Genomic DNA, 26,045 nt, shown 5'->3' with positions numbered 1-26,045 from the left:
CGCGAGAGGCGCCAAACGGCCCTTCTGCCCGAGGCTCCCTACGCCGCCGCCCCGGCTCCGGCTAGCGTGGCTCAGGTGAGCTTTGCCGACGCGCCCCTCGATCCGCAGTCCGCAGCACGGCTGGCCGAGCGAGGCCTCGAGTTGCGCCTCGTCGACACCTCCGACCAGGCCGCCTTCGACGCGTGGATCCAGGCAGACCACCGCGGCTTCTACGGCGGCGCCGTCGAGCCCGAGCGCCTCGCCGAGACCCGTGAGCGCACCGCCTACCGGCGCACGACCGGGGTGTTCGACGCATCCGCCGCAGACCCGGCCACGCCCATCGCGACTGCGCAGAGCTGGCCGACCCGCCTGACCGTGCCGGGCGACGATGCGAGCGTCGGCCTGTGGGCGATCAGCTCCGTGACCGTCGCCCCGACCCACCGGCGGCGGGGCGTCGCCCGCGCGATGCTGGAGGCCGAGCTGCGCACGGCCGCTGCGCTCGGCGTTCCGGTCGCAGGCCTCACCGTGAGCGAGGCGACGATCTACGGCCGCTACGGCTTCGGGCCGGCCGGCTTCGTCGACGAGGTCGAGATCGAGACCGACCGGATGCGCTGGGCCGGGCGCGAGACGCCCGGCCGGCTGCACTTCGTGACCCCTGAGCAGCTGCGCGACGACGCCCGCGCGATCGCCGAGGCGGCACGGGGGCAGCAACCCGGCGAGCTGCTCTACGACGATGCGCTGCTCGATGGGGCGATCGGCCTCACCGGAACGCCGGGCGCCCGACAGAAGCGGCGCCTCGTGCGCTACGACGATGCGGCCGGCACCTCGCGCGGCTTCGTGCTCTACGAGGTGGAGGGCGGCGACGACGACTTCACCAAGCACACCGTGCAGGTGCATTACCTGCTCGGCGCCGACGACGAGGCGACCGCCGCACTGTGGCGCTTCCTCGTCGAGCTCGACCTCGTCACGCGAGTGCGCGCCCCGATGCGACCGGTCGACGAGCCGCTCGCCTGGATGCTCGGCGACCTGCGCGCCATCCGCCGCCGTCGCGCCGACCACCTCTGGCTGCGCATCCTCGACGTGCCCGCCGCCCTCGAGGCGCGCCGCTACGCCGCCGCGGCGAGCATCGTGCTCGACGTCGACGACCCCTACGGCTTCGCCGCCGGCCGCTTCCTGCTCGAGGTCGGGCAGGACGGGGCCGGCCGGGTGCGCCGAACCGAGGGCGAGGCGCCGACGGATGCGGCATCCGTCGCCCTCGCGATCAACGAACTGTCCTCGGTCTATCTCGGCGGAGTCGCGCCGACCGAACTCGCCCGCGCCGGCCGGATCGCGGAGCAGACGCCCGGGGCGGCAGGCGTGCTCGAGGCCGCGTTCCGGTCGGAGCGCGCACCGTGGCTGAGCATGGAGTTCTAGGCGCGCGACGCGCTGGCCGACCCGTGCGGAGCCCGCGGCCCGGGGCCGGGACGCCCTTATTGGGGCCGCGCCCCGGCCGTTGCCGCCACTAGCTTGTTGCAATGAGCAGCATGCCGCCTGCCGGCTGGTACCCGGATGAAACTCAGCAAGCGACCCTCCGCTATTGGGATGGAGTGCAGTGGACGGGCCAACGGGCGGCTATGGTTCCGCTGCAGCTGACATATCGTCCCCCGGTCGGCCCGAAGTCGATCGGCGTCGCATACGTATTGGCGTTATTCCTTGGCGGGTTCGGAGCTCATCGCTTCTATCTCGGTCGCGTCCGCACAGCAGTTATGCAGTTGATCCTCTTCTTCGGATATCTGACGTTGAGGATCTTTTTCGGCGCGACGGGGGGCTCGGCCGCATTATTTGCGCTGTCGATCTGGGTAATCATCGACCTGTTCCTGATTCCGCGGATGGCTCGGCAAGCTAACGGGATCGAGCCCTACTGGTGAATTGGACGCGCTCCGTTTCGCACGGCGCTGCCGCGGGCCGCCTCGTCAATCTCGGTGCGTGAGTCCTAGCGGTCGACGCGCCCGCCCCTCTAGTTGACGCCGTGCTTGGCGTGCTCGCCTGAGTCGGCTGGCGATGCAGCCGCAACCACTGCGGCAACCGCGCGCACGATCTGCTCGCGCAGCTTCTTTTTCGACACGCCGCTCGTGCCGTAGGGGAATGCCGGCACCCATGCCGTCGCGAGCGACATCACGAGAGTGATCAGGAATTCGGGGTCGTACGCGTCGGTGAGCGCGCCGTCGCGCTGCGCGGCGCGCAGCATGGCCACCTTCTTCATGACCGAGTGCTCGCGGTGCTCCGGCGGTTGCACCGTCGGGTCGAGTTTCGACCAGGCCAGCAGCTTGATCACGTCGGGGTTCTGCATCGCGAAGTCGAAGGTCTTGCCGGCGTACTCGGGCAGGTTCTCGGGGGTGAGGGGGTGGTCCTCGTAGACGAGCTTCAGCCGCTGGGTCATGACGGCGTCGAACAGCCCCTCTTTGCTGCCGAAATAGATGTAGATCAGGTTCTTGTTGCAGCCGGCCGTCTTCGCGATGCGGTCGACGCGCGCTCCGGCGACGCCGTGGGTCGAGAACTCGGCGAACGCGGCGTCGAGGATCCTGCCTTGCGTCACCTCGGCGCGGCTCGGTGTGCGGGGGGCCTCGGCCTGCGTCATCCGTTCTCCTTCCGTTCCACAGCGTACAACTTGACTAACCGGTTAGCTCGTGTCTACTCTCTAACTAACCATCTAGTCAGGAGAACAACGGATGCCTCTTGCCGGCGGAACCCTCACCCTCGCCCCCGACCTCGAGATCAGGCGGATGGGCTACGGCGCCATGCAGCTCCCCGGCCCCGGAGTCTGGGGGCCGCCGCGCGATCACGACGAAGCCGTCGCGGTGCTGCGCGCCGCGGTCGACGCGGGCGTCACCCACATCGACACGGCCGACTTCTACGGCCGGGGCGTTTCGAACGCGCTGATCCGCGAGGCGCTGCACCCGTACCCGGAGGGGCTGCACATCGTCACCAAGATCGGGGCGACGCGCACCGACGACGGCGGATGGGTGCACGACCAGAGTCACGACTCCCTCTTCGCACAGGTGCACGCGAACCTCGAGCACCTCGGGCTCGAGCAGCTCGAGGTCGTCAACCTGCGGATGGGCCTGCCCGAGCGGGCCGTGCCGGGATCGGTCGCCCGCGAGGTCGAGACCATGGCCGAACTGCAGCAGCAGGGGCTGATCAAGCACATCGGGCTCAGCACCGTGACGCTCGAGCAGCTCGAGGAGGCGCTTTCGATCGTGCCTATCGTGACGGTGCAGCAGTACTACAACGTCGTGCACCGGGAGGACGAGCCGGTGCTGCGGCGCACGGCCGAGCTCGGCATCGCGTACGTGCCGTTCTTCCCGCTCGGCGGATTCACCCGGCTGCAGTCGAGCGAACTGGCTTCGGTGGCCGCCCGGCTCGACGCGAGCCCGCAGCAGGTCGCGCTCGCGTGGCTGCTGCAGCGCTCGCCGAACGTCGCGCTGATCCCCGGAACGTCGTCCCGCGCGCACCTGGCCGAGAACCTCGAGGCCGCCTCGCTCGAGCTGCCGGCGGATGCGCTCGCCGAGCTCGACGCGCTGGGCGAGTAGCCCCGGCCCGCTCGCACTGCGCTACTCGGATCCGCCGCCCGCGACGCGGACCCGAGTAGCGTGATGCGGAACCGAGTAGCGCATGGCGCGGGGCGGGCACCCCGCATGCGAGGTCTGTCCCCGCGGCACCGCGACGGGGTACAGTCGCCTCGAAGTACTTCGACGCTGGAGTTTCGTCAACGGAGACGGAGGACCACATGCCCGAGACGGGTTTCGCGACGGTCAACCTGGCCGCCATGCTCGCCGACACCGCCAAGCGCACGCCCGAGCGCACCGCGGTGATCTTCGGCGGCGACCACATCACTTACGGCCGGCTCTGGCAGGAGACGAAGGCCTACGCCGGCGCTCTGCGCGCCCGCGGCATCGGCGTCGGCGACCGGGTGGCCGTGCTGCTGCCCAATGTGCCCGACTTCCCGCGCGCGTACTTCGCGATCCTCAGCCTCGGCGCGATCGTCGTGCCGGTGCACGCGCTGCTCAAGGCCGAGGAGATCGCCTACGTGCTGCGCGACTCGGGGGCCAGCCAGTTCATCTGCGCGGCGCCCCTGCTCGGCGAGGGGGCGAAGGCGGCGCAGCTCGCGGGCGTGCCGCTGTTATCGGTGATGGTGCCCGACGAGAAGACGGGCGAACTGCCGTTCCCGCGGCTGGAGGACGAGGCATCCGTCGCCGAACCCATCGACGGCTACCGCTTCATGGATCCGGGTGCGACCGCGACGATCCTCTACACGAGCGGCACGACCGGCAAGCCGAAGGGGGCGATGGGGTCGCACTTCTCGCTCGTCGAGCACGTCAACACGCTGCTCAACGGCGCGATCGACGTCACCCCCGACGACGTGATCCTCGGCGCGCTGCCGCTGTTCCACACCTTCGGCCAGATGTGCGTCATGAACGTGGGCTTCCGGCGCGGCGCATCCGTCGTGTTCGTGCCCAAGTTCGACGGGGCGGCCGCGCTCGCGCTGCTCAATGCGCACCGGTGCACGATCATGACCGGCGTGCCGACCATGTACATCGCGCTGCTCGAGGCGGCCAAGACGAACCCCGAGCGCCCGCCGCTGCGCTACGGGCTGTCGGGCGGCGCGGCGATCCCCGTGGCGGTGATCGGGCGGATGAGCGAGGAGTTCGGCATCTCGGTGCACGAGGGCTACGGGCTGACCGAGACCTCGCCGGTCGCGACCTTCAATCACTACGGCAAGCCCACCCGCCCCGGCACCATCGGGCAGCCGATCTGGGGCACCGAGGTGATCATCGCCGACGCCGCGCTCGACGACCGCATCGTCGAGCTGCCGCGCGGCGAGCTCGGCGAGATCTGCGTGCGCGGACACAACCTGTTCAAGGGCTACCTGAACCGGCCCGAGGCGGATGCCGAGGCGGTGGTCGACGGCTGGTTCCGCACCGGGGACCTCGGCACGATGTCCGACGACGATTACGTCACGATCGTCGACCGCAAGAAGGACATGATCGTGCGCAACGGATACAACGTGTACCCGCGCGAGGTCGAGGAGGTGCTCGCGCGGCACGAGGCCGTGTCGTCGTGCGCCGTGTACGGCGTGCCCGACCCGGTGCACCAGCAGGAGGTCTACGCGGCCGTCACGCTGATGCCTGGCGCGACGGCCACCCCCGAGGAGCTCATCGAGTTCGTGAAGGAGAAGGTGGCGCCCTACAAGTTCCCGCGCCACATCGACATCGTCGACGCGCTGCCGATCGGGCCGTCGGGCAAGGTGCTCAAGCGGGTGCTGGTCGCGCGGCACGTGCCGGAGCAGGCGCCGGCGGGCGCCTGACGGCGGCGCTGCCCGCCGAGCGGTGCGAAATCACCCTTCACGCGCACGCTGAAGGGTGATTTCGCGACGTTCGATGAGGCGGATGCCTCGAACGGATGCCTCAGTCGGCAGGCCCGCCCGAGACGGTGTCCTCCTCCGTGTCCGGGGAGTGGTCGGGGCGGGGCCTCGACGGATCCTGCTCCGGGTTCACGCCGTAGCCGGCGTCGTCGGTCTCCTCGGGCAGGTCGTCGGGCGTCTCGTCGAGCTCGGCGGCGCTGCCGGCAGGGGTGGCCCGGGGCAGTTCGTCGGGCAGGTCGTCGTCGAACACCTCGTCGTCCTCCAGGGGCTGGTCGTTCTCAGGGTCGAACGGAACGGTGTCGTCTGAATCGGTCATGTCGGCCAAGTACCCCGAGCCGGTGCCCGGCACACCGCCGCGGCGGGATCGCCCCGCCCAGTACGATCACCCCGCCCAGTACGATCGAGGCGTGAGCACCTCGACGGCCGGGTTGGCCGAGCATCTCAGCCGATTCCAGGCCGCCTACGACGAGTTGAAGGCGCAGGGGCTGAAGCTCGACCTCACCCGCGGCAAGCCGGCCGCCGACCAGCTCGCCCTCTCGGACGCGCTGCTGTCGCTGCCCGGCCCGGCCCGGTTCACGGATGCCGCGGGCACCGACCTGCGCAACTACGGCGGCGCGCTCGGGCTGCCGGCCCTGCGCGAGATCTTCTCCGAACTGCTGGGCGTGCCCGTGCCGCAGCTGCTCGCGCTCGGCAACTCGAGCCTGACGCTGATGCACGATGTGGCGACCTTCGCGATGCTGCACGGCGTGCCCGGCTCGGAGCGGCCGTGGGGTCGCGAGGAGACGGTATCGTTCCTGGCTCCGGTGCCGGGGTACGACCGGCACTTCGCGATCACCGAGGCCCTCGGCATCCGTATGATCCCGGTCCCCATGAACGACGACGGGCCCGACGTCGACGCCGTGCGCGCGGCGCTCGAGACCGACCCGACGATCAAGGGCATCTGGTGCGTGCCCGTGTACTCGAACCCGACTGGCGCGGTGTACTCGCGCGAGGTCGCCGAGGCGCTCGTGTCGCTGCCGGCGGCCGACGACTTCCGGATCTTCTGGGACAACGCGTACGCCGTGCACCACCTCACCGACTGGCGGCCCGAGCCGATCGACATCCTGCAGCTCGCCGCCGACGCCGGGAACCCCGACCGGGTCTTCGTCTTCGCCTCCACCTCGAAGATCACCTACCCGGGCGCGGGCGTCGCCTTCTTCGGCTCCTCGCCCGACAACGTCGCCTGGTACACCCGCTGGGCCGCGTTCCAGTCGATCGGGCCCGACAAGATCAACCAGCTGCGACACGTGCAGCTTCTGACGGATGCCGCGGGGGTTCTCGCCCACATGGAACAGCACCGCGCCCTGATCGCCCCGAAGTTCGCGTCCGTGCAGGAGGTGTTCGGCAGGCGGCTCGCGCCCCATGGCGTCGGCTCGTGGACCGACCCGAAGGGCGGATACTTCGTCACCCTGTACGTGACGCCGGGCGTCGCCCGCCGGGCGATCCAGTTGGCGGCCGAGGCCGGCATCGCGATCACCCCGGCCGGCTCGACCCACCCGTACCTCGACGACCCGGACGACGCGGTGATCCGCATCGCGCCGACGTTCCCCACGGTGGACGACCTCACTCTCGGCCTCGAGGGCTTCTGCACCGCCCTCCTCCTCGCCGAGGCCGAGCGCGCCGCGGCCTGACCCCTCCCGTTGGTCGACTCACGCGAAGCGTGGATGGACACCGCGGGTAGCGTAGGAGGGTGAGCACGCCCGTCCTGTCCGCATCCGGGGTCGACTTCGTGCGGGACGGGCGGGCCATCCTGTCGGGCATCGACCTGGCCGTCGAGCGCGGCCAGCACTGGGCGCTGATCGGGGCCAACGGCGCCGGCAAGTCGACGCTGCTGTCGCTGCTCGGCGCGCAGCAGCACCCCACCCGCGGCACCGTCGAGGTGCTCGGCAAGCGCATCGGGCGGGTGGATCTACGCGAGCTGCGCACACTGATCGGTCACGTCAACCCCAGGCATCCGCTGATGAACCCGCTCACGGCCCGCGAGGTCGTGCTCACCGGCGGCACCGGCGGCACCGAGCTGCCGATGCGCTGGCAGCCGAGCGAGGCCGAGCTCGCGCGCGCCGACCGGCTGCTCGAGCTGCTCGGCATGGGCGAGCTGACGGATGCGCGCTGGCCGAACCTCTCCCAGGGCGAGCGGGGCCGCACCCTGATCGCCCGCGCGCTGCAGCCCGACCCGCACGTGCTGCTGCTCGACGAGCCGTCGACCGGCCTCGACATCGCGGCGCGCGAGCACCTGCTCGACCGGCTCGACCAGCTGCGCGAGGAGCACCCGGACCTCGCATCCGTGCTCGTCACCCACCACCTCGAAGAGCTGCCCGCCTCGACGACGCACGCCATGCTGCTGCGCGCCGGGAAGGTGATCGCGCAGGGCCCGGCCGACGAGGTGCTGACCACCGAGCTGGTGAGCGAGACGCTCGACTACCCGGTGGCGATCAGCCGCGTGGAGGGCCGCTGGGCGGTGCGCACCCGGCGTATTCCTCAGCAGGCATAAGACGGCATAAGCAGGCATAGTGGCTCCGAGCGCGACGTTCAACCGGCCGCTGGCGCTGCTCGTCGCCGCGACCTCGTTCATGGAGTTCCTCGACGGCACGATCATCCAGACGGCGGCACCCGCGATGGCGCGCGAGTTCGGCGTGACGGCCGCCGACCTGAACGTGGCGATGACGGTCTACCTGCTCGCGCTCGCCGTGTGCATCCCCGCGACCGGATGGCTCGCCGACCGCTTCGGCACCCGCCGCGTGTACCTCGCGGCGATCGGGGTGTTCACCGCGGCGTCGGTGCTGTGCGCGCTCGCGCCCGATCTGCTCTGGCTCTGCGTCTTCCGCGCCGTGCAGGGCGTCGGCGGCGCGATGATGGTGCCCGTCGGCCGGCTCGCGGTGCTGCGGGCCGTCGAGAAGACCGACCTGCTCGACGCCATGGCGTACCTGACCTGGCCCGCGCTGCTCGCGCCCGTCATCGCCCCGGCCGTGGGCGGCCTGATCACCGACACGGTCGGTTGGCGCTGGATCTTCCTGATCAACCTGCCGATCGGCATCGCCGCCGCGCTCGCCGCGCTGGCGCTCGTGCCGCGCACCGACGAACTGCGCCGCGCGCCGCTCGACGGCTACGGGCTCGTGCTGATCGCCGTCGCGCTCGCCGCGCTCGTGCTGGCCGGGGAACTCGTCGGCGAGACCCCGACCGACTGGCTCGCGGTCGCTGCCGGCCTGCTGGTCGCGGCGGTGATCGGATGGCTCGCCTGGCGCCGCCTCGTCACCGCGCGGCACCCCGTGCTCGACCTGCGGGCCCTCGCCCTCGACACATTCCGCGTCGGGAATGTGGGGGGCGGGGTGTACCGGCTGATGATCACGGCGGTGCCGTTCCTCGTGACGCTGCTGTTCCAGGCCGGCTTCGGCTGGTCGGCCGCCCGGGCCGGACTGGTCGTGATCGCCCTGTTCGTCGGGAACCTCGGCATCAAGCCGGCGACCACCCCGCTCATCAAGCGGTTCGGGTTCCGCACCGTCATCGTGTGGTCCAACGCGATCGGCGCGGCGATCCTGCTGCTGCTCGTGCTGGTCGACGCCGACACCCCGATCGTGCTGACGGTGATCCTGCTGGTGGCCAGCGGGGCCATCCGATCGATCGGGTTCAGCGGATACAACACGATCCAGTTCGTCGACGTGCCCGCCGAGCTCACCAACGGGGCCAACACGCTGTCGTCCACCATGCAGCAGATCGCGACCGGGCTCGGCATCGCGGTCGCGGCGCTGCTGGTGCGGCTCGGCACGGCGCTCGCCGCCGAGACCGTCGGCCAGCCCTGGCTCGGGTACCGCTGGGCGTTCGTCGGTGCGGCGGCGCTGCTGCTCATCCCGCTCCTCGAGGCGCTGCACCTGCCCGCGCACGCGGGGGCCGTGGCGCACCGTCCCGGCCGCTGAGCGCTACCCCGCGGGCGCCGGCTCGCCGCGCAGGATCGAGGTCATCTTCTTGCCCCGCGCGACCTCGTCGACGAGCTTGTCGAGGTAGCGGATCTTCTGCATCAGCGGGTCCTCGATCTCCTCCACCCGCACGCCGCAGACGACGCCCGTGATCAGCGAGGCGTTCGGGTTCATTGCCGGCGCCTGAGCGAAGAAGGTTGCGAGGTCGACCTCGGCGTCGATCGCCCGGCGCAGGCCTTGCTCGTCGTAGCCAGTGAGCCAGGTGATGACGCGGTCGAGCTCCTCGCGGGTGCGGCCCTTGCGCTCGACCTTCTTCACGTAGAGCGGGTAGATGCTCGCGAAGCTCATCTCGGAGATGTCCTTGGGCACGACTGCCTCCTTCGTCGAGAGCGGATTCGTCGACAGGGGGAACGGTACCGGGTCTCGATACGCGCTGCGCGCTACTCGACCAACGGGGTCTCGATACGCGTTGCGCGCTACTCGACCAACGGGGGCGCGGTCTCCATTCACGCTTCGCGCGAGTCGACCAGCGGGGGCCTGCGCCGGTCGACTCAGCCGCGGAGCGGCTGAATGGAGACCAAGCGGCGGCTCAGAACAGCGAGCCGAGGAACACCCCGAGCACGGCGGCGCCGAGGGCGAGCAGCATCGTGCCGATGCCGTTGACGCCGGCGGCGACCCAGCGGCGCTGCTGCAGCAGGCGCACCGTCTCGACCATCGCCGCCGAGAAGGTCGTGTAGCCGCCGAGCAACCCGGTGCCGATCGCCGCGCGCACATCGGTGATCGCGGCTCCGGCAAGCGCGGCGCCGGTGAGCAGGCCGAGCAGCAGCGACCCCGACACGTTGATGACGATCGTGCCGTAGGGCACGATCGTGACGAGCTTCGATCGGATCGTCCCGTCGAGCACGAAGCGGCACACGGCGCCCGCTCCACCGGACAGGGCCACGACGAGCCCGAGCAACGCGGGACTCACCGGTCGCGCCCCGGCACGGCCTGCCCCGCGGACCCTGCCCTCCCCGCCGACCCTGCCGACCGCGCAGCCGGCCCTGCCGGCATGCCGACCAGCCGGGCCGCCACCCACACGCCGGCCGCCGCGGCCGCCACGCCTGCCAGCAGCGACAGCACGGCGTATCCGCCGGCCGAGAAGTACCGCGCGTCGTTCGACAGCAGCGCGGTCTCGACCGCGAGCGAACTGTAGGTGGTGAATCCGCCCAGGAACCCGGCGCCCATGCCGAGCCGCAGCGCCCGGCGCCAGCCGGCGTCGGGTCCGCCGCGCAGCAGGCCCTCGAGCATCAGCCCGAGCGCGAACGCGCCGACGAGGTTCACCGCGAGGGTGGGCAGCGGAAGCCCGAACGGCTCGGGCAGCACGAGCGAGAGCAGGTATCGGCACAGGCTGCCGACGGCGCCGCCCGCGAAGACGAGCAGCAGGGGGACGGGGCGCAGGTGCAGCGGGCGCGGCTCAGGCATGACCCTCGCCGTAGAGCACGTCGGCGGGGTCGGGCACGTCGAGCGAAGCATCCGTATCAGACGAAGCCGGGTCGCGGTCATACTCGGCGGTCTTGCGCGGTGCGCGGTCGTGCACGGGCACGGCGATCACGGGCACCGGCTGCCGGTAGGCGAGCCGCGAGGCGACCGGTCCGGCGATCAGCAGCTCGATGCCCGAGCGCAGGCCCGGTTTGCGGGTGCCGACCACGATCGCCCGGGCATCCTGGTCGACGGCGAAGCGGGAGAGCGCCGTGACCGGATCGCCCGCGAGGGCGTGGAAGGCGACGACGACGCCCGCATCTGATGCGCGTGACGACACGCGCCGGCCGAGCTCGGAGCCGGCGAGGTCGTCGATCGCCGCCGCCGTGCACGGGCCCCCGGCGGCGACGGGCGCCGAGATGACGGTTCCGTCGGGCGCCTCGCCGACCGGCACCCGGGTCTCGTCGACGTACGCGGCGAGCAGCTGCACCCCGAGGTCGCGGGCGAAGCCGACGGCCTCGTCGAGCACACGGTCGGGCGTCGCATCCGAGATGCCGACGACGATCGGCCGAGCAGGGGTCACGCCCCGGATTTTACGCCGCGGCCGCCTGGCCGAGCAGCAGCGAGCGCAGCTGGTCGACCGAGTGCACCACGGCGATCGCGCCGGTCGCCTCGGCCGGCGAGCCGTAGCCCCACTCGACCATGATCGCGGGCACGTCGTTGGCGTTGGCGCCCTCGACGTCGTAGAACCGGTCGCCGACCATGACCGGCCGCGACACGTCGACGCCGAGCCTCGCGAGCTCGGCGAGCGTGTAGGCGATCACATCGGCCTTCGCGCTGCGGCTCTCGTCGTCGCTCGCGCCGCCGATGAAGGTGAAGTACCGGGCGAGGTCGAAGTGCTCGAGGATGCGCGTGGCCCGCGTGACCGGCTTGCTGGTCGCGAGCGCGACCGGGATGCCCCCGTCCTGCAGCTGCTGCAGCAGGCCGACGATGCCGGGGAACACGGCGTTGTCGACGAGATCGGATGCTTCGGCGAAGCCGCGGTACACGCGCAGCGCCTCGTCCGCCTGCTCGGTCGTGAAGTCCTCGCGGGCGCGCAGGGTGTCGGCCAGGGGCGGGCCGACGTAGGCCATCAGCTCCTCCTCGGTGTGCACCGGGCGGCCGATCGCCTCGAACATCTGCTGGAGCGACCGGGTGATGCCCGGCGCCGAATCGGTGAGCGTTCCGTCGAGGTCGAAGAGCACGCAGCTCCAGCTGCGCTCGACCGCGCTAGGGGAATAAGTCATGGCGCAGGCAAGTGTAAACGGCGCTGTCAACCGGCGGACGACGCGATTCCCAGCGCGCGCTCCACGTGAGCGCGGGCGATGACGCCGCCCGGATGCCGGGGGTCGAACTGCACCGCGACGAAATCCGCGGTCGTGATGAAGCCCAGCGCCTGCCGCCCCGGCACGATGATGCCCTCGACCCGCACGTCGGATGATTCGGGCTCGGCCGCCTCGCGCGCGGTCGCCTCCAGCTCGGCCAGCGAGCTGAACAGCGGCAGCACCGGCCGCCCATCGGTGGACTGCAGGGTGCGCAGCCGCAACTCCTGCGGGCTCGGCGACCCGGTGACGTCGACCGTGAGGCCGCCCTTCAGCGCCGCCCGCAGCAGCGCTTCGAGGGTCTGCTCCCCCGGCTCGGCGACGAGAGCGGCGAGCGCCTTCTGCACGGGTCGGTTCACGTAGCTGCGGGGGAAGGCGGGACCGGGACGCACGCCCTCCAGGCTAGCCGGGCGGCTCGCCCCGAATTGGGGAGACCCCGGCCCTCGCTCACGGAGCCCGCGATACACCACACTTTCTCCAGGATCCCGCCAGCGATTCATGGCGTGTCCTTCGGGAAGAGAAAGGCACCATGAAGAACAAGCTGGCCGTCGCGGCGCTCGCCGCGGCATCCGTCACCGTCGCGGGCGCGCTCGCGGCCGCACCCGCGCACGCTGCCGACGACGCGCCCACCACGGCGTTCGGCGTGCTGCAGAGCTTCCAGGCCGGCATCACCGAGGTCGATGCGGCGACGTTCGCGAACGGCGTGGCGCTGCTCGTGGGCGAGGACGCCGACTGGAACGTGGTGGCAGCGCGGGTCGACCTCGCGACCGGCGCGACGACCACCGTGAAGCTCGGCGCGGGCGACGAGTTGTTCCCGTCCACGATCGCCGCCTCGCCGGACGGCGGGACCTCCTACATCGACCTCTTCGACCTGTCCGGGAGCGGGACCGACACGATCGAGACCGTCAACTGGGCGGGCGCCGCGCCCACGGTCGTGAAGCACACGATCTCCGTCTCGCCGCTCGACCTCGCCGTCTCCCCCGACGGCCAGACCCTGTACGTCGCCGCGGCCTTCGACCAGGAGATCGCCGCGTTCTCGGCCGCGACGCTCGGCGACGCGAGCGCGCACTCGGCGACGCCGGCGTGGAGCGTCGGGACCACGAAGCTGCCCCTGTCGGTCGCGGTCTCGCCGGACGGCGACCGACTCTACGTCGGCCAGTCGACGTTCAAGGGCAACTCCGGCGAGTTGGACAGCATCGACCTCACCGCCGTGTCCGGCGCCTCGGCCGCCCTCAGCCCCGTGAACAGCTTCGGCGCGGGTGTCGAGGCGGTCGCCGCAACCGCGCAGCACGTCTACGCCGCCACCGTCGCGTCCGGGGACGCCTCTCAGAGCACGCTGAACGTGCTCGACGCGGCGGACCCGGCGATCACGGACAGCACGGTCACCCTCCCCGCTGACGTGTCGGACATCGTTCCGGCGGTCGACGACTCCGCGGTCTACCTCGCCGGCACGGACGACGACGGCGCGCTCTCGGTCGCCGTCGTCGACCCGGCCGCCGGCACGGTCACGAAGACCGCCGCGCTGGGCGACTCCTGGTACGCGGCCGTCGGCCTCGCGGCCGATGGCGTGACCCCGTATGCGGTCGACGGCGACGGCCGGATCAGCCGGCTCGGCGACGGGCAGGTGCTGACCCACCCGACCGGCGTCACCGTCTCCGGCACGGTGGCCGTCGGATCGCGCGTGACCGCCGTGCAGAGCGGTCCGGCATGGACCGCGGGCACCACGGTCGGTTACCAGTGGTTCGACGACGACGGACTCATTCCGGGCGCGACCGGCAGCAGCTACGTTCCGACCGCGGATGAGGAGGACGAGGATCTCTGGGTCGAGGTGACCGGCCAGCAGGCGGGCTACGTGCAGACCGCGCTCGACTCGGCACCGCACGTCGTCGCCGAAGGCAAGCTCACGGCGCCGAAGCCGACCGTCAGCGGCACGGCGAAGGTCGGCCAGACCCTCACCGCGATCCGCGGCACGTGGACGGCGGGCACGTCGTTCCGGTACCAGTGGTACGCGAGCGGCACGGCGATCAAGGGCGCGACCGGCAAGACGCTCACCCTGTCGTCGACGCTCAAGGGCAAGGCCATCTCGGTGCACGTCATCGGCACGAAGTCGGGCTACCAGAGCAAGGAGGTCGGCTCGACGCGCACGGCGCCGGTCGCGGCCGGAACTCTGAAGACCGTGACCCCGACCATCGACGGCACGGTGAAGGCCGGCAAGACGATCGAGGCGATCCGAGGCACGTGGACCAGCGGCACCGCGTACCGCTACCAGTGGTACGTGAACGGCAAGGCGATCTCGGGCGCGACGGGCAAGACGCTCACGCTCAAGGCGGGCTGGGCCGGCATGAAGGTGCTCGTCAAGGTCACCGGGTCGAAGCCGGGCTACACCACCGCGACCGTCGCGTCGGCCGCGAAGACCATCGCGCGCTGACCGGGCTGCACAGTACGCATGAGTGGCGGATGCCTGAGGCATCCGCCACTCAGAACAGCGCCACTCAGAACTGCGCCACTCAGAACAGGGTCGGCACGCCCGAGTCGACGCCCTTCATCGCCTCGTAGTCGAGCACGACGCAGCGGATGCCGCGGTCTTCGGCCAGCCGGCGCGCCTGCGGCTTGATCTCCTGCGCCGCGAACACGCCGCGCACCGGCGCGAGGTGCGGGTCGCGGTTCATCAGCTCGAGGTAGCGGGTGAGCTGCTCGACGCCGTCGATGTCGCCGCGGCGCTTCAGCTCGACGGCGACCGCCGCGCCCTTCGCGTCGCGGGCGAGGATGTCGACCGGTCCGATCGCGGTCATGTACTCGCGGCGCACGAGCGTGTGGCCCTCGCCGAGCAGCTCGATCTGCTCGGCCAGCAGCTTCTGCAGGTGCGCCTCGACGCCGTCCTTGACGAGCCCCGGGTCGACGCCGAGCTCGTGCTCGGAGTCGTGCAGCACCTCGTGCACCTTCACGATCAGGCGGTCGTCCGACTTCTTCGCCGCGACCGTCCACACCGAGCTCACGCCCGCCTCGGCCTGCTCGGCGTCGGGCTCGGCGATCGAGAGCGAGCAGGGCGGGCTCATCCAGTTCAGCGGCTTGTACGACCCGCCGTCCGAGTGCACCAGCACCGAGCCATCCGCTTTGACCATGATCAGGCGCGTGGCGAGCGGCAGGTGCGCCGAGAGCCTGCCCGCGTAGTCGACGGAGCAGCGAGCAATGACCAAACGCACCGGTACAGGCTACCCGGCGGTCGCGGTCGGCTTGGGCCTGAGCGCCGGGGCGCAGAGGAAGGCCGCGACGACGAGCGCCAGGACCACGAAGAGGCTGTGCAGCACGCCGATGCGGTCGGCGAGGAAGCCGATGAACGGGGGACCCGCGAGGAAGGCGAGGTAGCCGATCATCGCGACCGCGGCCACCCGCGAGGTCGCGTTGCGCTCGTCGTCGGCCGCCGCCGACATGCCGAGCGGGAAGCCGAGCGAGGCGCCGAGCCCCCACAGCACGACGCCGACCACGTAGACCGGGGCGGGCCCGCCGAGGATGAACAGCAGCAGCCCGGCGATGCCGAAGCCGGCCGTGATGCGGATCGTCCAGACCCGCCCGATGCGGTCCACCGCCGGTCCGCCGAGCACCCGCCCGAGCGTCATCGCGACCATGAAGGCGTCCAGCACGCCGGCCGCCGCGGCCTTGCTCGTGCCGTGCCCGTCGACCGAGGCCAGGGCGATCCAGTCGTTCGCCGACCCCTCCGCGAACGCCATGCCGAGCATCACGACCCCGATCAGCACGAGGGTGAGGTCGCGCCACACCGCGAGGCGCGCGACGACGGCGAGGCGCACGCGGCGCAGCAGGCTCGGGTCGTCGAAGGCGTCGAGGGGCACGGATGCCGCGGCCGCCGGCCGCTCGGCTGCGTCGGTCGCCGCATCCGTTGCTGTGATGCGGTCGGGCACAAAGCGCACCGCCACGACCGCGGCCGCGACGATCAGGGCGCCCACGGCACTCAGGTGCCAGGCGAGGGCCAGCCCGGCTCCGGCCGCGAGCGCCCCGAGGGCGGCGCCGAGCACGGTGCCGGTGGAGAAGCAGGCGTGGAACAGCGGCATGATCGTCTTGCCGATCCGCCGCTCGACCGCGGCGCCGGAGACGTTCATCATCACGTCGACCGCGCCGTTGCCGAGGCCGAGCAGGAAGAGCCCGATCACGGTGAGCGGGATGCTGTGCAGCAGAGTCGCGCCGAAGCCGGCGAGCGCGAGCCCGACCGCGAGCGTGATGAGGCAGCCGGCCATGCCGCGGCGGTAGCCGAATCGCTCGGAGGCCGCCTGGGTGACGCCGAGCCCGACGATGGCGCCGATCGAGATGCAGACGATGAGCAGCCCGACGGCGCCGGCGTCGATGTGCAGGTCGTCGCGGGCCGAGGGCACGCGGGCGGCGAAGCTCGCGAGGCCCATGCCGCTCAGCGCGAAGATCGCGAAGACGGCGTTGCGCCAGCGGCGGTGCTCGGCGGTCGGGCGGGCGGTGGCGGTCGTCATGCGCGTGGGATGGGGTGGCTTTCGATACTGTGAATTGGATAGTCGAATCGATTCGATCGGTCCGCGTCGCCAAGCTATCTGAAACTCTGTGCGCAGGGAAGCTCTGTGCGCAGAAGCTCTGTCTGCAAGGAGCTCTGTCCGCAAGGGACGCGAGGAGGAGCAACGTTGACCGAAGTCGACCACCGACCCACGCTCGCCTCCGTGGCGGCGCGCGCCGGGGTGAGCGCGTCGACGGCGTCCCTCGCCTTCAGCGGCACCGGCCCGGTCTCCGACTCCACCCGCGAGCGGGTGCTGCAGGCGGCGAAGGAGCTGGGCTACGCCGGCCCCGACCCGCGTGCGCGATCGCTGCGCCGGGGCCGCAGCGGCATCGTGGGCGTGGTGATCGAGGAGCGCGTGCGCGAGGCCTTCCGCGACCCGATCAAGATCGCCACCCTCGACGGGATCTCGGAGGAGATCGGCGCCGTCGACGCGGGGCTGCTGGTGCTGACCGACGTGGTCGACACGGCGGCCGACGCGGAGAAGAACCCGGTCACGCTCATGAACGCCCCGCTGGACGCCGCGGTGCTGATGGGCTGCAGCCCCCGCTTCGAGGAGTCGATCGCGATCCTGCGCTCCCGCGGCGTGCCCGTCGTCGCCATCGAGGGCGACCCCGGCTCGGGCGAGGTGCTGCAGATCCTGCAGGACAACCGCGAGGCCACCCGGCGCGGAGCCGAGCACTTGAAGGCGCTCGGGCACGAGCGCGTCGCGATCGTGGCGCTGTCGCTCGACCGCGAGCACCGCCGCGCGCGGGTCACGCCGGAGCGGGTCGCGGCGGGGGAGAACGCCACGACCGTCGAGCGGCTGCGCGGCGCGTGGGACGTCTACCCCGAGGCGCCGGCGGTGACGAGCGGAGGTTCCTACGTCGAGGAGGGGCGGCTGGCGGCCCGCGAGCTGCTGGCGGTGCCGGCATCCGATCGACCCACGGCGATCATCGCGCAGAGCGATCTGCTCGCCGCCGGGGTGATCCGCGCCGCGGAGGAGCTCGGCATCGCGGTGCCGGAGGAGCTGTCCGTGATCGGATTCGACGGCGTGAAGGTGGACGGGCTGTGGCCGTATGACCTGACCACCCTCGTGCAGCCGGCGGTCGAGAAGGGGCGCGCCGCCGGCCGGGCGATCGTGGCGATGCTGGCGGGCGACGAGGCGCGCACGCAGCTGTTCACGAGCGAGTTCCACGAGGGGAACACGACGGCCCCGGCGGCGCGTTAGCTCCAGCCGGCCGGCCCGTCCGACCCCGCCGGGTACTCGTCCAGCGGCACCCCGCCCTTCTTCCAGGCGGCGAGCACGGGGTCGACGAGGCGCCAGCACTCCTCGGCGGTGTCGCCGCGCACGGCGAGCATCGGATCGCCCTCGAGAATGCCCGCGATCACCTCACCGTAGGCGGGCAGCTGCCCGGGGTTCAGATCGGCCTCGAGGCTGACGTGGTCGATGGTGTAGGGGTCGCCGGGTCCGTTGACGTCGAGCTCGAGCGTCATCGTGAGCGTCTTCAGGTCGAGCCGCAGCCGATTCGGCCGGTCGGAGCCGCGCAGCCGCTCGGGCACGTGTGCGGGCGGGCGGAAGGTGAACGACACCTCGTGCCGGCCCGTGCCGAGCGCCTTGCCGCTGCGCAGCACGAACGGCACTCCGGCCCAGCGCCCGTTGCGCACCTCGACCGTGAGCTCGGCGAGCGTCTCGGTGCCGAGTTCCGGATCCACCCCCTCCTCGTCCGTGTACGCCGGCAGCCGGCGGCCCTCGACCGTGCCCGCGGTGTACCGGGCGCGGCGCGCGGCGGTCTTCGGGTCGTCGCCCCACAGGCGGGCGGCGCGCAGGGCGAGCGCCTTCGCGTCGCGCACGTCGGGCGCGTCGAGCGCGGCGGGCGGATCCATCGCCACCACCGACAGCACCTGCAGCAGGTGGCTCTGGATCATGTCGACCAGGGCGCCGGCGTGGTCGTAGTACCGCGCGCGGCCCTCGAGCCCGAGCGTCTCGTCGTAGACGATCTCGACCCGCTCGACGTGCGTGTTGTTCAGCAGCGGCTCGACGATGCGGTTCGCGAAGCGGGTGCCGAGGATGTTCAGCACCCCGCTCGTGCCGAGGAAGTGGTCGACGCGGAAGACGCGGTCCTCGGGGGCGAGGGTCGCGAGCAGCTGGTTGAGGGAGTGGGCGCTGGCCTGGTCGAGACCGAACGGCTTCTCGAGGGCGAGTCGGCTGCCCTCGGGCAGGATGCCCTTCAGCGCCGCGCAGGCCTTGACCGTCACGGCCGGCGGCAGGGCGAAGTAGATGGCCGGCGGGTTGTCGCACGCCTTCAGCAGCTTCTCGAGGTCGGCCGGGTCGGTGACGTCGGCCGTGAAGTAGCGCGTGCCGTGCACCAGCTCGTCGACCGCGGGGCCCTCGGCCTTGCCGGTCTGCATCGCCGTCGTCACCCGCGCGGTCCACTCGTCGTCGCTGAAGGTCTCGACGCCGGCGCCGACGAGCTGCACGCGTCGCTCGGGCTGCACGGTCAGCAGGCCCCCGAGCCCGGGCATCAGCAGGCGGGAGGACAGGTCGCCGCTCGCCCCCAGGATCAACAGCGTCGTCTCGTGCATGGTCTGGGTGGTCTCTCGCGCCATGCTCGTGACGGTACCCGGGCGGCCGAACTCAGGACAGGCTTCACGGCGGGCCCATATCCACCTCGGCGGCGCGCTCCTCCTGAATTCGGCCGCTCGAGCGCCGCCGCGGGGCCCAGCGCCGCAGCGCTACGCCCCCGTCACCATCCAGGCCGTGCCGCGGGAGCGCAGGCCGAGGGTCGCCGCCCGGGCGCCGAGGTACACGAAGGCGAAGGCGCCGGTCAGCAGCGCGAGCCCGCCCCGGCCGCCCGGCGCGAAGACCGCCACCAGCACGGCGCACGGCGCGAAGCACGCGAGGTTGAGCAGGCCGGTCAGGGCGAGGTAGCGGGCGTCGCCCGCGCCGATCAGCACGCCGTCGAGCACGAAGACGAACCCTCCGAGCGGCGTCGAGAGCGCCAGCAGCGCGACCGACAGGGGCAGGGCGGCGAGCACCGCGGCATCCGTCGTGAAGGCGCGGCCCAGCCACGGCGCGAGCGCGAGCGTGACGGCGCCCAGCACCGCACCGGCGCCGAGGCCCCACTGCAGGCAGCGGCGCAGCACGGCGTGCACGCGCTCGACGTCGGCGGCGCCGAGACCGTGCCCGACGAGCGCCTGGGCGGCGATCGCGAGCGCATCGAGCGCGAAGGCCAGCGTGCTGAACACCGTCATCACGATCTGCCACCCGGCCAGCTCCGCTGAGCCGAGCCGCGTCGCCGCGAAGGTCGCGAGCAGCAGCGCCGCCCGTAGCGACGCGGTGCGGATGAGCAGCCACCAGCCGGCTCCCGCGACCCCGAGCACGCCGTGCGGATGCGGCCGCAGCGACGCCCCCTCGCGCCGCGCCCCGCGCACGATGACGACGACGTACGCGATCACCATGCCCCACTGCGCGACGACCGTGCCGAGCGCCGACCCGCCGATGCCGAGCCCGAGCCCGTAGATGAACAGCGCGTTCAGCCCCGCGTTGGCCGCGAAACCCGCGACCGCCACCGCGAGCGGGGTGCGGGTGTCCTGCAGCCCGCGCAGCAGGCCGGTCGCGGCGTACACGACGAGCATGGCGGGCAGGCCGGCCATGCTGACACGCAGATAAGCGGATGCCTGGGCCGAGACCTCCGCGGCGGCGCCGAAGGCGCCCACGAGCAGCGGTGCGGCGAGCCATCCGATCGCCCCGAGGGCGATGCCGAGCCCGGCCGCGAGCCAGGTGCCGTCGAGGCCCGTCTGAATGGCGCCGGCGCGGTCGCCCGTGCCGAGCCGCCGGGCGACGGCCGGCGTCGTGCCGTACGCGAGGAACACCATCAGCCCGACGATGGTCTGCAGCACCGCGCTCGCGAGGCCGAGACCGGCGAGCGGCGCGCGGCCGAGGTGCCCGACGAGGGCGCTGTCGGCCAGCAGGAACAGCGGCTCGGCGATCAGCGCCCCGAGCGCCGGTACGGCGAGCGACAGGATCTCGCGGTCGACGGCGCGGGTGGCGGCGGGCACGGGGTCGATTCTTCCAGGGGCGCAGCGCGTGGCCCCGAGCTTCGATTCGTCGGAATTCGCCCGCCGGCAGCTCGCCGCCGGCAGAAATCGACGAATCGACGCTGGGGCTTTCGCCCCGTTCACAAATCCGTGAACGCCGCGTACCGTGGGCGCCATGAACGCCATCATCAGCGCGCGCGGCCTGCACAAGCACTTCGGCCGTGTGCACGCGCTCGACGGGCTCGACCTCGAGGTCGCACCGGGCGAGGTGCACGGCTACCTCGGCCCGAACGGCGCCGGCAAGTCCACCACTATCCGCATCCTGCTCGGCCTCGCCCGCAAGACCGCCGGCGAGGTCACCGTCTTCGGCCGCGACCCGTGGCGCGAGGCATCCGAGCTGCATCGCCGCATCGCGACCATCCCCGGCGACGTGGCGCTGTGGCCCAACCTCTCCGGCGGCGAGACGATCGACCTGCTCGTGCGCCTGCGCGGCGGCGACACCCGCTCGGCCGACTACAAGCGCACGCGCGCCGCGCTCATCGAGGAGTTCCAGTTCGACCCGAGCAAGAAGGCGCGCAGCTACTCCAAGGGCAACCGGCAGAAGGTCGCCCTGATCGCCGCCTTCGCCCACCCGGCCGAGCTGTACGTGCTCGACGAGCCGACCAGCGGCCTGGACCCGCTGATGGAGACCGTCTTCACCCGCCAGATCGCCCGTGTCGCCGCAGACGGGGCGACGGTGCTGCTGTCCTCGCACATCCTGAGCGAGGTCGAGCGGCTGTGCACGCGCGTGTCGATCCTGCGCGCGGGCCGCGTCGTCGAGTCCGGCACGCTCACCGAACTGCGGCACCTGACCCGCACCTCGTTCTCGTTCGACAAGAACGGGCTGACGGATGCCGCCCTCGCCGGCATCCCCGACGCGCACGACCTCGCCGAATCGCAGGGGCGGGTGTCGTTCACGGTCGACTCCGACCGCGTCGCATCCGTGCTCACCGCCCTCGGTGCGCTCGGGGTGACCGGCCTGCAGGTGGCCCCGCCCTCGCTCGAGGAGCTGTTCCTGCGCCACTACGGCGACGAGCTGCAGCCCGAGCCTCAGGGGGCGTGATGTTCGGCACCCTGCTCCGCTTCCGGCTGCGCCGCGACCGCACCCAGCTGATCGTCTGGGCGCTCGCCCTGTTCTTCATGATGTACGCGGTGGTCGCCGACGTGCAGGAGACCTTCCCCACCGCGGCCGACCGCGCCGCGACGCTCAAGGTGATGCTCGTCACGCCGGCGATCCTGATGTTCCGCGGCACACCCCAGGGCGCGAGCGAGGGCGCCTTCACGGCCACGCTCGGGCTCGCCTTCATGGCGCTGCTGGCGGGGATGATGAGCACGTTCCTCGTGGTGCGGCACACCCGCGCCGAGGAGGAGCGCGGGCAGGCCGAGACCATCGCCGCGACGGCCGCAGGGCGCCTGGCCCCGTCGCTCGCGGTCATCGCCGAGGGCGTGCTCGCGAACGTGATGGCCACCGTCGTGATCGCGCTCGGGTGCCTCGCCGGCGGCCTGCCCGCGGCCGGCTCCTGGCTGCTGGCGGCCGGCTGCGGCGTGACGGGCCTCTCCTTCGTCGGGGTCGCGTTGGTGTTCGCGCAGCTGATGCCGACCTCGCGCTCGGCCAACGGATGGTCGGCGGCGCTCGTCGTCGTCGCCTACTTCGTGCGCGGCATCGGCGACGCGGCGGGCGAGGTGCACGACGCCTCGCTCAGCCTCACCCCGGCGTGGCCGAGCTGGCTGAGCCCGATCGGCTGGGCGCAGCTCGCGTTCCCGTTCGCGCAGAACCGAGTCTGGCCGCTGCCGATCGGCGCCGCGTTCTTCGTCGTGCTGGTCGGCGTCGCGCTGCTCGTGCAGGACCGGCGCGACGTCGGCGCGGGGGTCATCGCCGAGCGCAGGGGCCGGATCGGGGCATCCGTCGTGCTGCGCGGGCCGTTCGGGCTCGCCGCCCGCCTCGAGCGCGGCACGCTGATCGGCTGGATCGTCGCGCTCGTCGCTCTCTCCACCCTGGTCGGCGACCTCTCCGGCGTGGTCGTCGATCAGCTGGCCTCCGCGGGGCCGGGGGTCGCCGACGCGATCAACCGCATCGGCGGCGAGCAGGGCACGGTGCTGCAGGCCTTCGCCAACCTCGGCGCGGTCTTCTCCGGGCTGCTCGCGGCGGCGATCTGCGTGCAGGGCGCGATGCGGCTGCGGCAGGAGGAGGCCGTCGGCCTCGCCGACGCGGCGCTCGCCGCGGCCGTCGGACGCACCCGGTGGATGCTCTCGTACCTGATCGTCGCGGCTATCGGCGCCGTCGTCGCGCTGGTGCTCGGGGGCCTCGTCTCCGGTTCCCTCGCCGGCGCGCAGGCCGGCGGGTTCTCCGCCTGGTTCGGCGGCATCGTGTGGCAGACGCCCGGGGTGCTGGTCTTCCTCGGCATCACGGCGCTCACTTTCGCGGTGCTGCCGCAGGCGACCATGGCGGTCGGCTGGGTGGTCTTCGCCGCGGCCGGCTTCCTCGGCATGTTCGGCCCGCTGCTCGGCGTGCCCGAGTGGGCGCAGAAGCTCTCGCCGCTCGTGCACGCGCCGGCCGTCGCGCTGCCGCACCCGGACTACACGGGCGGCTGGGTGATGGCCGTGCTCGCCGTGGCGCTGTGCGCGGCCGCCGTGCTGCTGTTCCGGCGCCGGGACACGCGGCCCGTAGGCTGAGCCCCCGTAGGCTGTGCGCATGTCGAGAGACCGGCTGCAGGAGGCCGCCGAGCGGCTGGCGTCGGTGTTCATCGGCGCCGGGTTCCCGCGCATGTCGGCGCGTGTGCTGATGGCGCTGATGGTCTCGACGGATGGCGCCCTGACCGCCGCGGAACTGCGGGAGCGCCTCGGGGTGAGCGCCGCCGCCGTGTCCGGCGCGGTGACGTATCTCGAGTCGCTCGGCATGCTGCGCCGGCTGCCGCACGCCGGCACCCGCCGCGACCGGTACGAGCTGCCGGCGGAGGCCTGGTACACCGCGTCGCTGCGCTCGACCCCCGTCTACGACGCCATCCGTGCGCTGCTGCCCGACGCCATCGCCGCCGCCCGCTCGGAGTCGGCGGACGCCGCGGCCGAGCGCCTGGCGGAGATGCAGGAGTTCTTCGAGTTCCTGCGCGCCCGCATGCCGCAGCTGCTCGAGGAGTGGCGCGCGCGACGCGGGGAACGCTGACCCCGCCGCCCCAGACACCGGCAGCCTGATAGCAACGCGGCCCTAGGGTGGGAGGCATGAGCGATCAGTCCACCGCAGCCGCCCCCTCGGGAATCGAGCTCGAGGAGTTCGACCCGGAAGTCCGCCCGCAGGACGACCTGTTCCGGCACGTCAACGGCAAGTGGCTCGAGCGCACCGAGATCCCGGACGACAAGGCGCGCTGGGGGTCGTTCTACATCCTCGCCGAGGAGGCGGAGAAGGCGGTGCGCGAGATCATCGAGGAATCCGCGTCGTCGACGAGCCCGGCCGAACCGGGCACGGATGCGCGCAAGATCGGCGACCTGTACACGAGCTTCATGGACACCGAGCGCATCGAGGCGCTCGGGGCGAAGCCGCTCGAGCCCTACCTGGCGCTCGTCGACAACGTGCACTCGATCCCCGACCTGCTGACGACCCTCGCGCACTTCGAGCGCGGCGGCATCGGCGGCCTGTACCAGCTCTTCGTCGACAACGACCCGGGCGACCCGAGCCGGTACCTGGTGTTCTTCGAGCAGGCCGGCATCTCCCTGCCCGACGAGAGCTACTACCGCGAGGAGGTGTTCGCGCCGATCCGCAGCGCGTTCACCGCGCACGTGCAGCACATGTTCGAGCTGGCCGGCGTGCCCGACGCGGCGCGGAAGTCCGAGAACGTGTTCCAGCTCGAGGTCGAGATCGCGAAGCACCACTGGGACAACGTGAAGTCCCGCGACAGCGAGAAGACCTACAACCTCTACCGGTGGGAGGACGTGCGCGCGCTCGTCGGCGCCGACGGCGTCGACCTCGAGGTCTGGCACGCGGGGCTCAAGGCGCCGCACGGCGCGTTCCGCGAGGTGGTGCTGCGGCAGCCGTCGTTCAGCGCCGGACTCGGCACCCTGCTCACGACCTCGCGCCTTTCCGCGTGGAAGGACTGGCTGGCCTGGCAGGCGATCCACGCCCGCGCGCCGTACCTGTCCAGCGACTTCGTGCAGGCCAACTTCGACTTCTACGGGCACACCCTCACCGGCACCCCGCAGCTGCGCGAGCGGTGGAAGCGCGGGGTGTCGTTCGTCGAGGGCGGCATGGGCGAGGCGGTCGGCCGCGAGTACGTCGCCCGGCACTTCCCGCAGGAGTCCAAGGCGCAGATGGACGAGCTGGTCTCGCATCTCATCGCGGCCTATCGCGACAGCATCCGTTCGCTGTCCTGGATGGGGGAGGAGACGCGCAAGCGCGCGCTCGAGAAGCTCGAGAAGTTCACCCCCAAGATCGGCTACCCGGTGAAGTGGCGCGACTACTCGAAGCTGACCGTCGACCCGACGGATCTGATCGGCAACGTGCGCGCCGTCGCCGCGTTCGAGTTCGCCCGCGAGCTGGGCAAGATCGGCAAGCCGATCGACCGCGACGAGTGGTTCATGACGCCGCAGACGATCAACGCCTACTACAACCCCGGGTTCAACGAGATCGTGTTCCCGGCGGCGATCCTGCAGTTCCCGTTCTTCGACCCGAACCGCGACGCGGCCGCGAACTACGGCGCCATCGGCGCGGTGATCGGGCACGAGATCGGCCACGGCTTCGACGACCAGGGCTCGAAGTTCGACGGCGACGGCCGCCTCGTGTCCTGGTGGACGGACGCCGACCGCGCCGCGTTCGAGCAGCTCACCGGCAAGCTGATCGCCCAGTACGACGCCCTCACCCCGGCGCAGCTGCCGGAGGGCTCGCCGCACGTCAACGGCGCGCTCACCGTCGGCGAGAACATCGGCGACCTCGGCGGCCTCGGCATCGCGTGGAAGGCGTACCTGCACTCGCTCGGCGGCGCCGAGCCGCCCGTGATCGACGGGCTGACCGGCGCGCAGCGGTTCTTCATGTCGTGGGCGCAGTCGTGGCGGCAGAAGTCGCGCGACGCCGAGGTGATCCGCCTGCTCACCATCGACCCGCACGCGCCGAACGAGTTCCGCTGCAACCAGATCGTGCGCAACATCGACGAGTTCTACCGCGCCTTCGACGTGCAGCCGACGGATGCGCTGTGGCTGGACCCCGCCGCCCGCGTCACCATCTGGTAGCGGCGGCCGGGTCTCCATTCACGCCTGCGGCGTGAGTCGACCAGCGGCCGACGCTGGCGCTCGGCCGCCCGCCGGTCGACTCAGGCGCAGCC

General features: G+C 71.9%; 25 protein-coding genes. 13 read left to right on the top strand and 12 right to left on the bottom strand.

All coding sequences use genetic code 11. The features are described 5' to 3' along the window. Positions 1-75: 75 nt before the first annotated feature. Positions 76-1,392 (top strand): GNAT family N-acetyltransferase, encoded by a 1,317-nt coding sequence (locus H563_RS0109840; RefSeq protein WP_033210330.1) that lies wholly within the window; start codon positions 76-78, stop codon positions 1,390-1,392. Between the two features lie 101 nt (positions 1,393-1,493). After that, positions 1,494-1,886 (top strand): NINE protein, encoded by a 393-nt coding sequence (locus tag H563_RS0109835; protein ID WP_081416249.1) that lies wholly within the window; start codon positions 1,494-1,496, stop codon positions 1,884-1,886. An 89-nt stretch (positions 1,887-1,975) separates the two neighbouring features. Here H563_RS0109835 and H563_RS16090 read toward each other — a convergent pair whose 3' ends face one another. Continuing rightward, positions 1,976-2,596: a TetR/AcrR family transcriptional regulator gene (locus H563_RS16090; protein ID WP_022882436.1), complete on the bottom strand. Its 621-nt coding sequence runs from the start codon at positions 2,594-2,596 to the stop codon at positions 1,976-1,978. A 91-nt stretch (positions 2,597-2,687) separates the two neighbouring features. Between H563_RS16090 and H563_RS0109825 the strand changes: the two genes are divergently transcribed. Together H563_RS0109825 and H563_RS0109820 are read left to right on the top strand one after the other, a co-directional pair. Beyond that, positions 2,688-3,548: an oxidoreductase gene (locus tag H563_RS0109825; protein ID WP_022882435.1), complete on the top strand. Its 861-nt coding sequence runs from the start codon at positions 2,688-2,690 to the stop codon at positions 3,546-3,548. A 197-nt stretch (positions 3,549-3,745) separates the two neighbouring features. Further along, positions 3,746-5,323, top strand: a complete 1,578-nt coding sequence (locus H563_RS0109820; protein ID WP_022882434.1) for a long-chain-fatty-acid--CoA ligase — start codon at positions 3,746-3,748, stop codon at positions 5,321-5,323. 100 nt (positions 5,324-5,423) lie between these two features. On the opposite strand, the gene H563_RS0109815 is transcribed toward H563_RS0109820, so the two are convergent. Beyond that, a complete protein-coding gene (locus H563_RS0109815) occupies positions 5,424-5,696 on the bottom strand; it encodes a hypothetical protein (RefSeq protein WP_022882433.1) in 273 nt (90 codons plus the stop codon). 91 nt (positions 5,697-5,787) lie between these two features. On the opposite strand from H563_RS0109815, the gene H563_RS0109810 reads away from it, so the two are divergent. The 3 genes from H563_RS0109810 to H563_RS0109800 are packed head-to-tail and all read left to right on the top strand — an operon-like array spanning position 5,788 to position 9,330. Next, positions 5,788-7,050 carry an aminotransferase class I/II-fold pyridoxal phosphate-dependent enzyme gene (locus tag H563_RS0109810; protein ID WP_027479308.1) on the top strand — a complete coding sequence of 421 codons (1,263 nt, stop codon included), beginning with the start codon at positions 5,788-5,790 and terminating at the stop codon, positions 7,048-7,050. 59 nt (positions 7,051-7,109) lie between these two features. Further along, positions 7,110-7,910, top strand: a complete 801-nt coding sequence (locus H563_RS0109805; RefSeq protein ID WP_022882431.1) for an ABC transporter ATP-binding protein — start codon at positions 7,110-7,112, stop codon at positions 7,908-7,910. Between the two features lie 19 nt (positions 7,911-7,929). Beyond that, positions 7,930-9,330: an MFS transporter gene (locus H563_RS0109800; protein ID WP_022882430.1), complete on the top strand. Its 1,401-nt coding sequence runs from the start codon at positions 7,930-7,932 to the stop codon at positions 9,328-9,330. Positions 9,331-9,333: 3 nt separating this feature from the next. On the opposite strand, the gene H563_RS0109795 is transcribed toward H563_RS0109800, so the two are convergent. The 6 genes from H563_RS0109795 to H563_RS0109770 all read right to left on the bottom strand — a co-directional run bounded on the left by H563_RS0109795 (position 9,334) and on the right by H563_RS0109770 (position 12,544). After that, complete coding sequence (locus tag H563_RS0109795; RefSeq protein WP_033210469.1) at positions 9,334-9,678, bottom strand: DUF2200 domain-containing protein; 345 nt, start codon at positions 9,676-9,678, stop codon at positions 9,334-9,336. 241 nt (positions 9,679-9,919) lie between these two features. Further along, positions 9,920-10,300, bottom strand: a complete 381-nt coding sequence (locus H563_RS0109790) for a fluoride efflux transporter FluC (RefSeq protein WP_027479306.1) — start codon at positions 10,298-10,300, stop codon at positions 9,920-9,922. After that, the gene (locus tag H563_RS16085) at positions 10,297-10,794 is read right to left on the bottom strand and encodes a fluoride efflux transporter FluC (RefSeq protein WP_022882427.1); all 498 of its coding nucleotides are present in this window, start codon (positions 10,792-10,794) and stop codon (positions 10,297-10,299) included. The genes H563_RS0109790 and H563_RS16085 overlap by 4 nt, the downstream gene beginning before the upstream one ends. Further along, positions 10,787-11,374 (bottom strand): universal stress protein, encoded by a 588-nt coding sequence (locus H563_RS16080; RefSeq protein ID WP_022882426.1) that lies wholly within the window; start codon positions 11,372-11,374, stop codon positions 10,787-10,789. The genes H563_RS16085 and H563_RS16080 overlap by 8 nt, the downstream gene beginning before the upstream one ends. Positions 11,375-11,384: 10 nt before the next feature. Next, complete coding sequence (locus tag H563_RS0109775; protein WP_022882425.1) at positions 11,385-12,077, bottom strand: HAD hydrolase-like protein; 693 nt, start codon at positions 12,075-12,077, stop codon at positions 11,385-11,387. A 26-nt stretch (positions 12,078-12,103) separates the two neighbouring features. Next, positions 12,104-12,544 carry an SseB family protein gene (locus tag H563_RS0109770; protein WP_022882424.1) on the bottom strand — a complete coding sequence of 147 codons (441 nt, stop codon included), beginning with the start codon at positions 12,542-12,544 and terminating at the stop codon, positions 12,104-12,106. A gap of 137 nt (positions 12,545-12,681) precedes the next feature. Here H563_RS0109770 and H563_RS17430 point away from each other — a divergent pair, with 137 nt between their 5' ends. Beyond that, positions 12,682-14,580, top strand: a complete 1,899-nt coding sequence (locus H563_RS17430) for a hypothetical protein (protein WP_022882423.1) — start codon at positions 12,682-12,684, stop codon at positions 14,578-14,580. Between the two features lie 79 nt (positions 14,581-14,659). On the opposite strand, the gene nucS is transcribed toward H563_RS17430, so the two are convergent. Next, positions 14,660-15,355, bottom strand: a complete 696-nt coding sequence (gene nucS / locus H563_RS0109760; protein WP_022882422.1) for an endonuclease NucS — start codon at positions 15,353-15,355, stop codon at positions 14,660-14,662. A 9-nt stretch (positions 15,356-15,364) separates the two neighbouring features. Further along, positions 15,365-16,645: an MFS transporter gene (locus H563_RS0109755; RefSeq protein ID WP_022882421.1), complete on the bottom strand. Its 1,281-nt coding sequence runs from the start codon at positions 16,643-16,645 to the stop codon at positions 15,365-15,367. 165 nt (positions 16,646-16,810) lie between these two features. Between H563_RS0109755 and H563_RS0109750 the strand changes: the two genes are divergently transcribed. Further along, positions 16,811-17,890 carry a LacI family DNA-binding transcriptional regulator gene (locus tag H563_RS0109750; protein WP_022882420.1) on the top strand — a complete coding sequence of 360 codons (1,080 nt, stop codon included), beginning with the start codon at positions 16,811-16,813 and terminating at the stop codon, positions 17,888-17,890. On the opposite strand, the gene H563_RS0109745 is transcribed toward H563_RS0109750, so the two are convergent. Beyond that, positions 17,887-19,269 carry a glucose-6-phosphate dehydrogenase gene (locus H563_RS0109745; RefSeq protein ID WP_022882419.1) on the bottom strand — a complete coding sequence of 461 codons (1,383 nt, stop codon included), beginning with the start codon at positions 19,267-19,269 and terminating at the stop codon, positions 17,887-17,889. The genes H563_RS0109750 and H563_RS0109745 overlap by 4 nt on opposite strands. Positions 19,270-19,395: 126 nt before the next feature. Further along, positions 19,396-20,721, bottom strand: coding sequence for an MATE family efflux transporter (locus H563_RS0109740; protein ID WP_022882418.1), 1,326 nt, complete (start codon positions 20,719-20,721; stop codon positions 19,396-19,398). A 154-nt stretch (positions 20,722-20,875) separates the two neighbouring features. Here H563_RS0109740 and H563_RS0109735 point away from each other — a divergent pair, with 154 nt between their 5' ends. The 4 genes from H563_RS0109735 to H563_RS0109720 are packed head-to-tail and all read left to right on the top strand — an operon-like array spanning position 20,876 to position 25,953. After that, positions 20,876-21,802, top strand: coding sequence for an ABC transporter ATP-binding protein (locus tag H563_RS0109735; protein WP_022882417.1), 927 nt, complete (start codon positions 20,876-20,878; stop codon positions 21,800-21,802). Beyond that, positions 21,799-23,412, top strand: a complete 1,614-nt coding sequence (locus H563_RS0109730) for an ABC transporter permease (protein WP_027479302.1) — start codon at positions 21,799-21,801, stop codon at positions 23,410-23,412. The genes H563_RS0109735 and H563_RS0109730 overlap by 4 nt, the downstream gene beginning before the upstream one ends. Before the next feature lie 19 nt (positions 23,413-23,431). After that, a complete protein-coding gene (locus H563_RS0109725) occupies positions 23,432-23,899 on the top strand; it encodes a GbsR/MarR family transcriptional regulator (RefSeq protein ID WP_022882415.1) in 468 nt (155 codons plus the stop codon). 56 nt (positions 23,900-23,955) lie between these two features. Beyond that, on the top strand, positions 23,956-25,953 hold the full coding sequence (locus H563_RS0109720) for a M13 family metallopeptidase (RefSeq protein WP_022882414.1): 1,998 nt from the start codon (positions 23,956-23,958) through the stop codon (positions 25,951-25,953). Positions 25,954-26,045 lie beyond the last annotated feature (92 nt).

It is taken from the genome of Gryllotalpicola ginsengisoli DSM 22003, assembly GCF_000419445.1.
Classification (GTDB): Bacteria; Actinomycetota; Actinomycetes; order Actinomycetales; family Microbacteriaceae; genus Gryllotalpicola; species Gryllotalpicola ginsengisoli.
This window is presented reverse-complemented; position numbering and strand designations above follow the sequence as displayed.

Bases quoted from the DNA above. Each gene is read 5' to 3' on its own strand.
- H563_RS0109795 (WP_033210469.1), bottom strand. From the start codon at position 9,678: ATGAGCTTCGCGAGCATCTACCCGCTCTACGTGAAGAAGGTCGAGCGC.
- H563_RS0109835 (WP_081416249.1), top strand. From the start codon at position 1,494: ATGAGCAGCATGCCGCCTGCCGGCTGGTACCCGGATGAAACTCAGCAA.
- H563_RS16085 (WP_022882427.1), bottom strand. From the start codon at position 10,794: ATGCCTGAGCCGCGCCCGCTGCACCTGCGCCCCGTCCCCCTGCTGCTC.
- H563_RS0109720 (WP_022882414.1), top strand. From the start codon at position 23,956: ATGAGCGATCAGTCCACCGCAGCCGCCCCCTCGGGAATCGAGCTCGAG.
- H563_RS17430 (WP_022882423.1), top strand. From the start codon at position 12,682: ATGAAGAACAAGCTGGCCGTCGCGGCGCTCGCCGCGGCATCCGTCACC.
- H563_RS0109735 (WP_022882417.1), top strand. From the start codon at position 20,876: ATGAACGCCATCATCAGCGCGCGCGGCCTGCACAAGCACTTCGGCCGT.
- H563_RS0109815 (WP_022882433.1), bottom strand. From the start codon at position 5,696: ATGACCGATTCAGACGACACCGTTCCGTTCGACCCTGAGAACGACCAG.
- H563_RS0109745 (WP_022882419.1), bottom strand. From the start codon at position 19,269: ATGGCGCGAGAGACCACCCAGACCATGCACGAGACGACGCTGTTGATC.
- H563_RS0109725 (WP_022882415.1), top strand. From the start codon at position 23,432: ATGTCGAGAGACCGGCTGCAGGAGGCCGCCGAGCGGCTGGCGTCGGTG.
- H563_RS0109820 (WP_022882434.1), top strand. From the start codon at position 3,746: ATGCCCGAGACGGGTTTCGCGACGGTCAACCTGGCCGCCATGCTCGCC.
- H563_RS0109825 (WP_022882435.1), top strand. From the start codon at position 2,688: ATGCCTCTTGCCGGCGGAACCCTCACCCTCGCCCCCGACCTCGAGATC.
- H563_RS0109775 (WP_022882425.1), bottom strand. From the start codon at position 12,077: ATGACTTATTCCCCTAGCGCGGTCGAGCGCAGCTGGAGCTGCGTGCTC.
- H563_RS0109755 (WP_022882421.1), bottom strand. From the start codon at position 16,645: ATGACGACCGCCACCGCCCGCCCGACCGCCGAGCACCGCCGCTGGCGC.
- H563_RS16090 (WP_022882436.1), bottom strand. From the start codon at position 2,596: ATGACGCAGGCCGAGGCCCCCCGCACACCGAGCCGCGCCGAGGTGACG.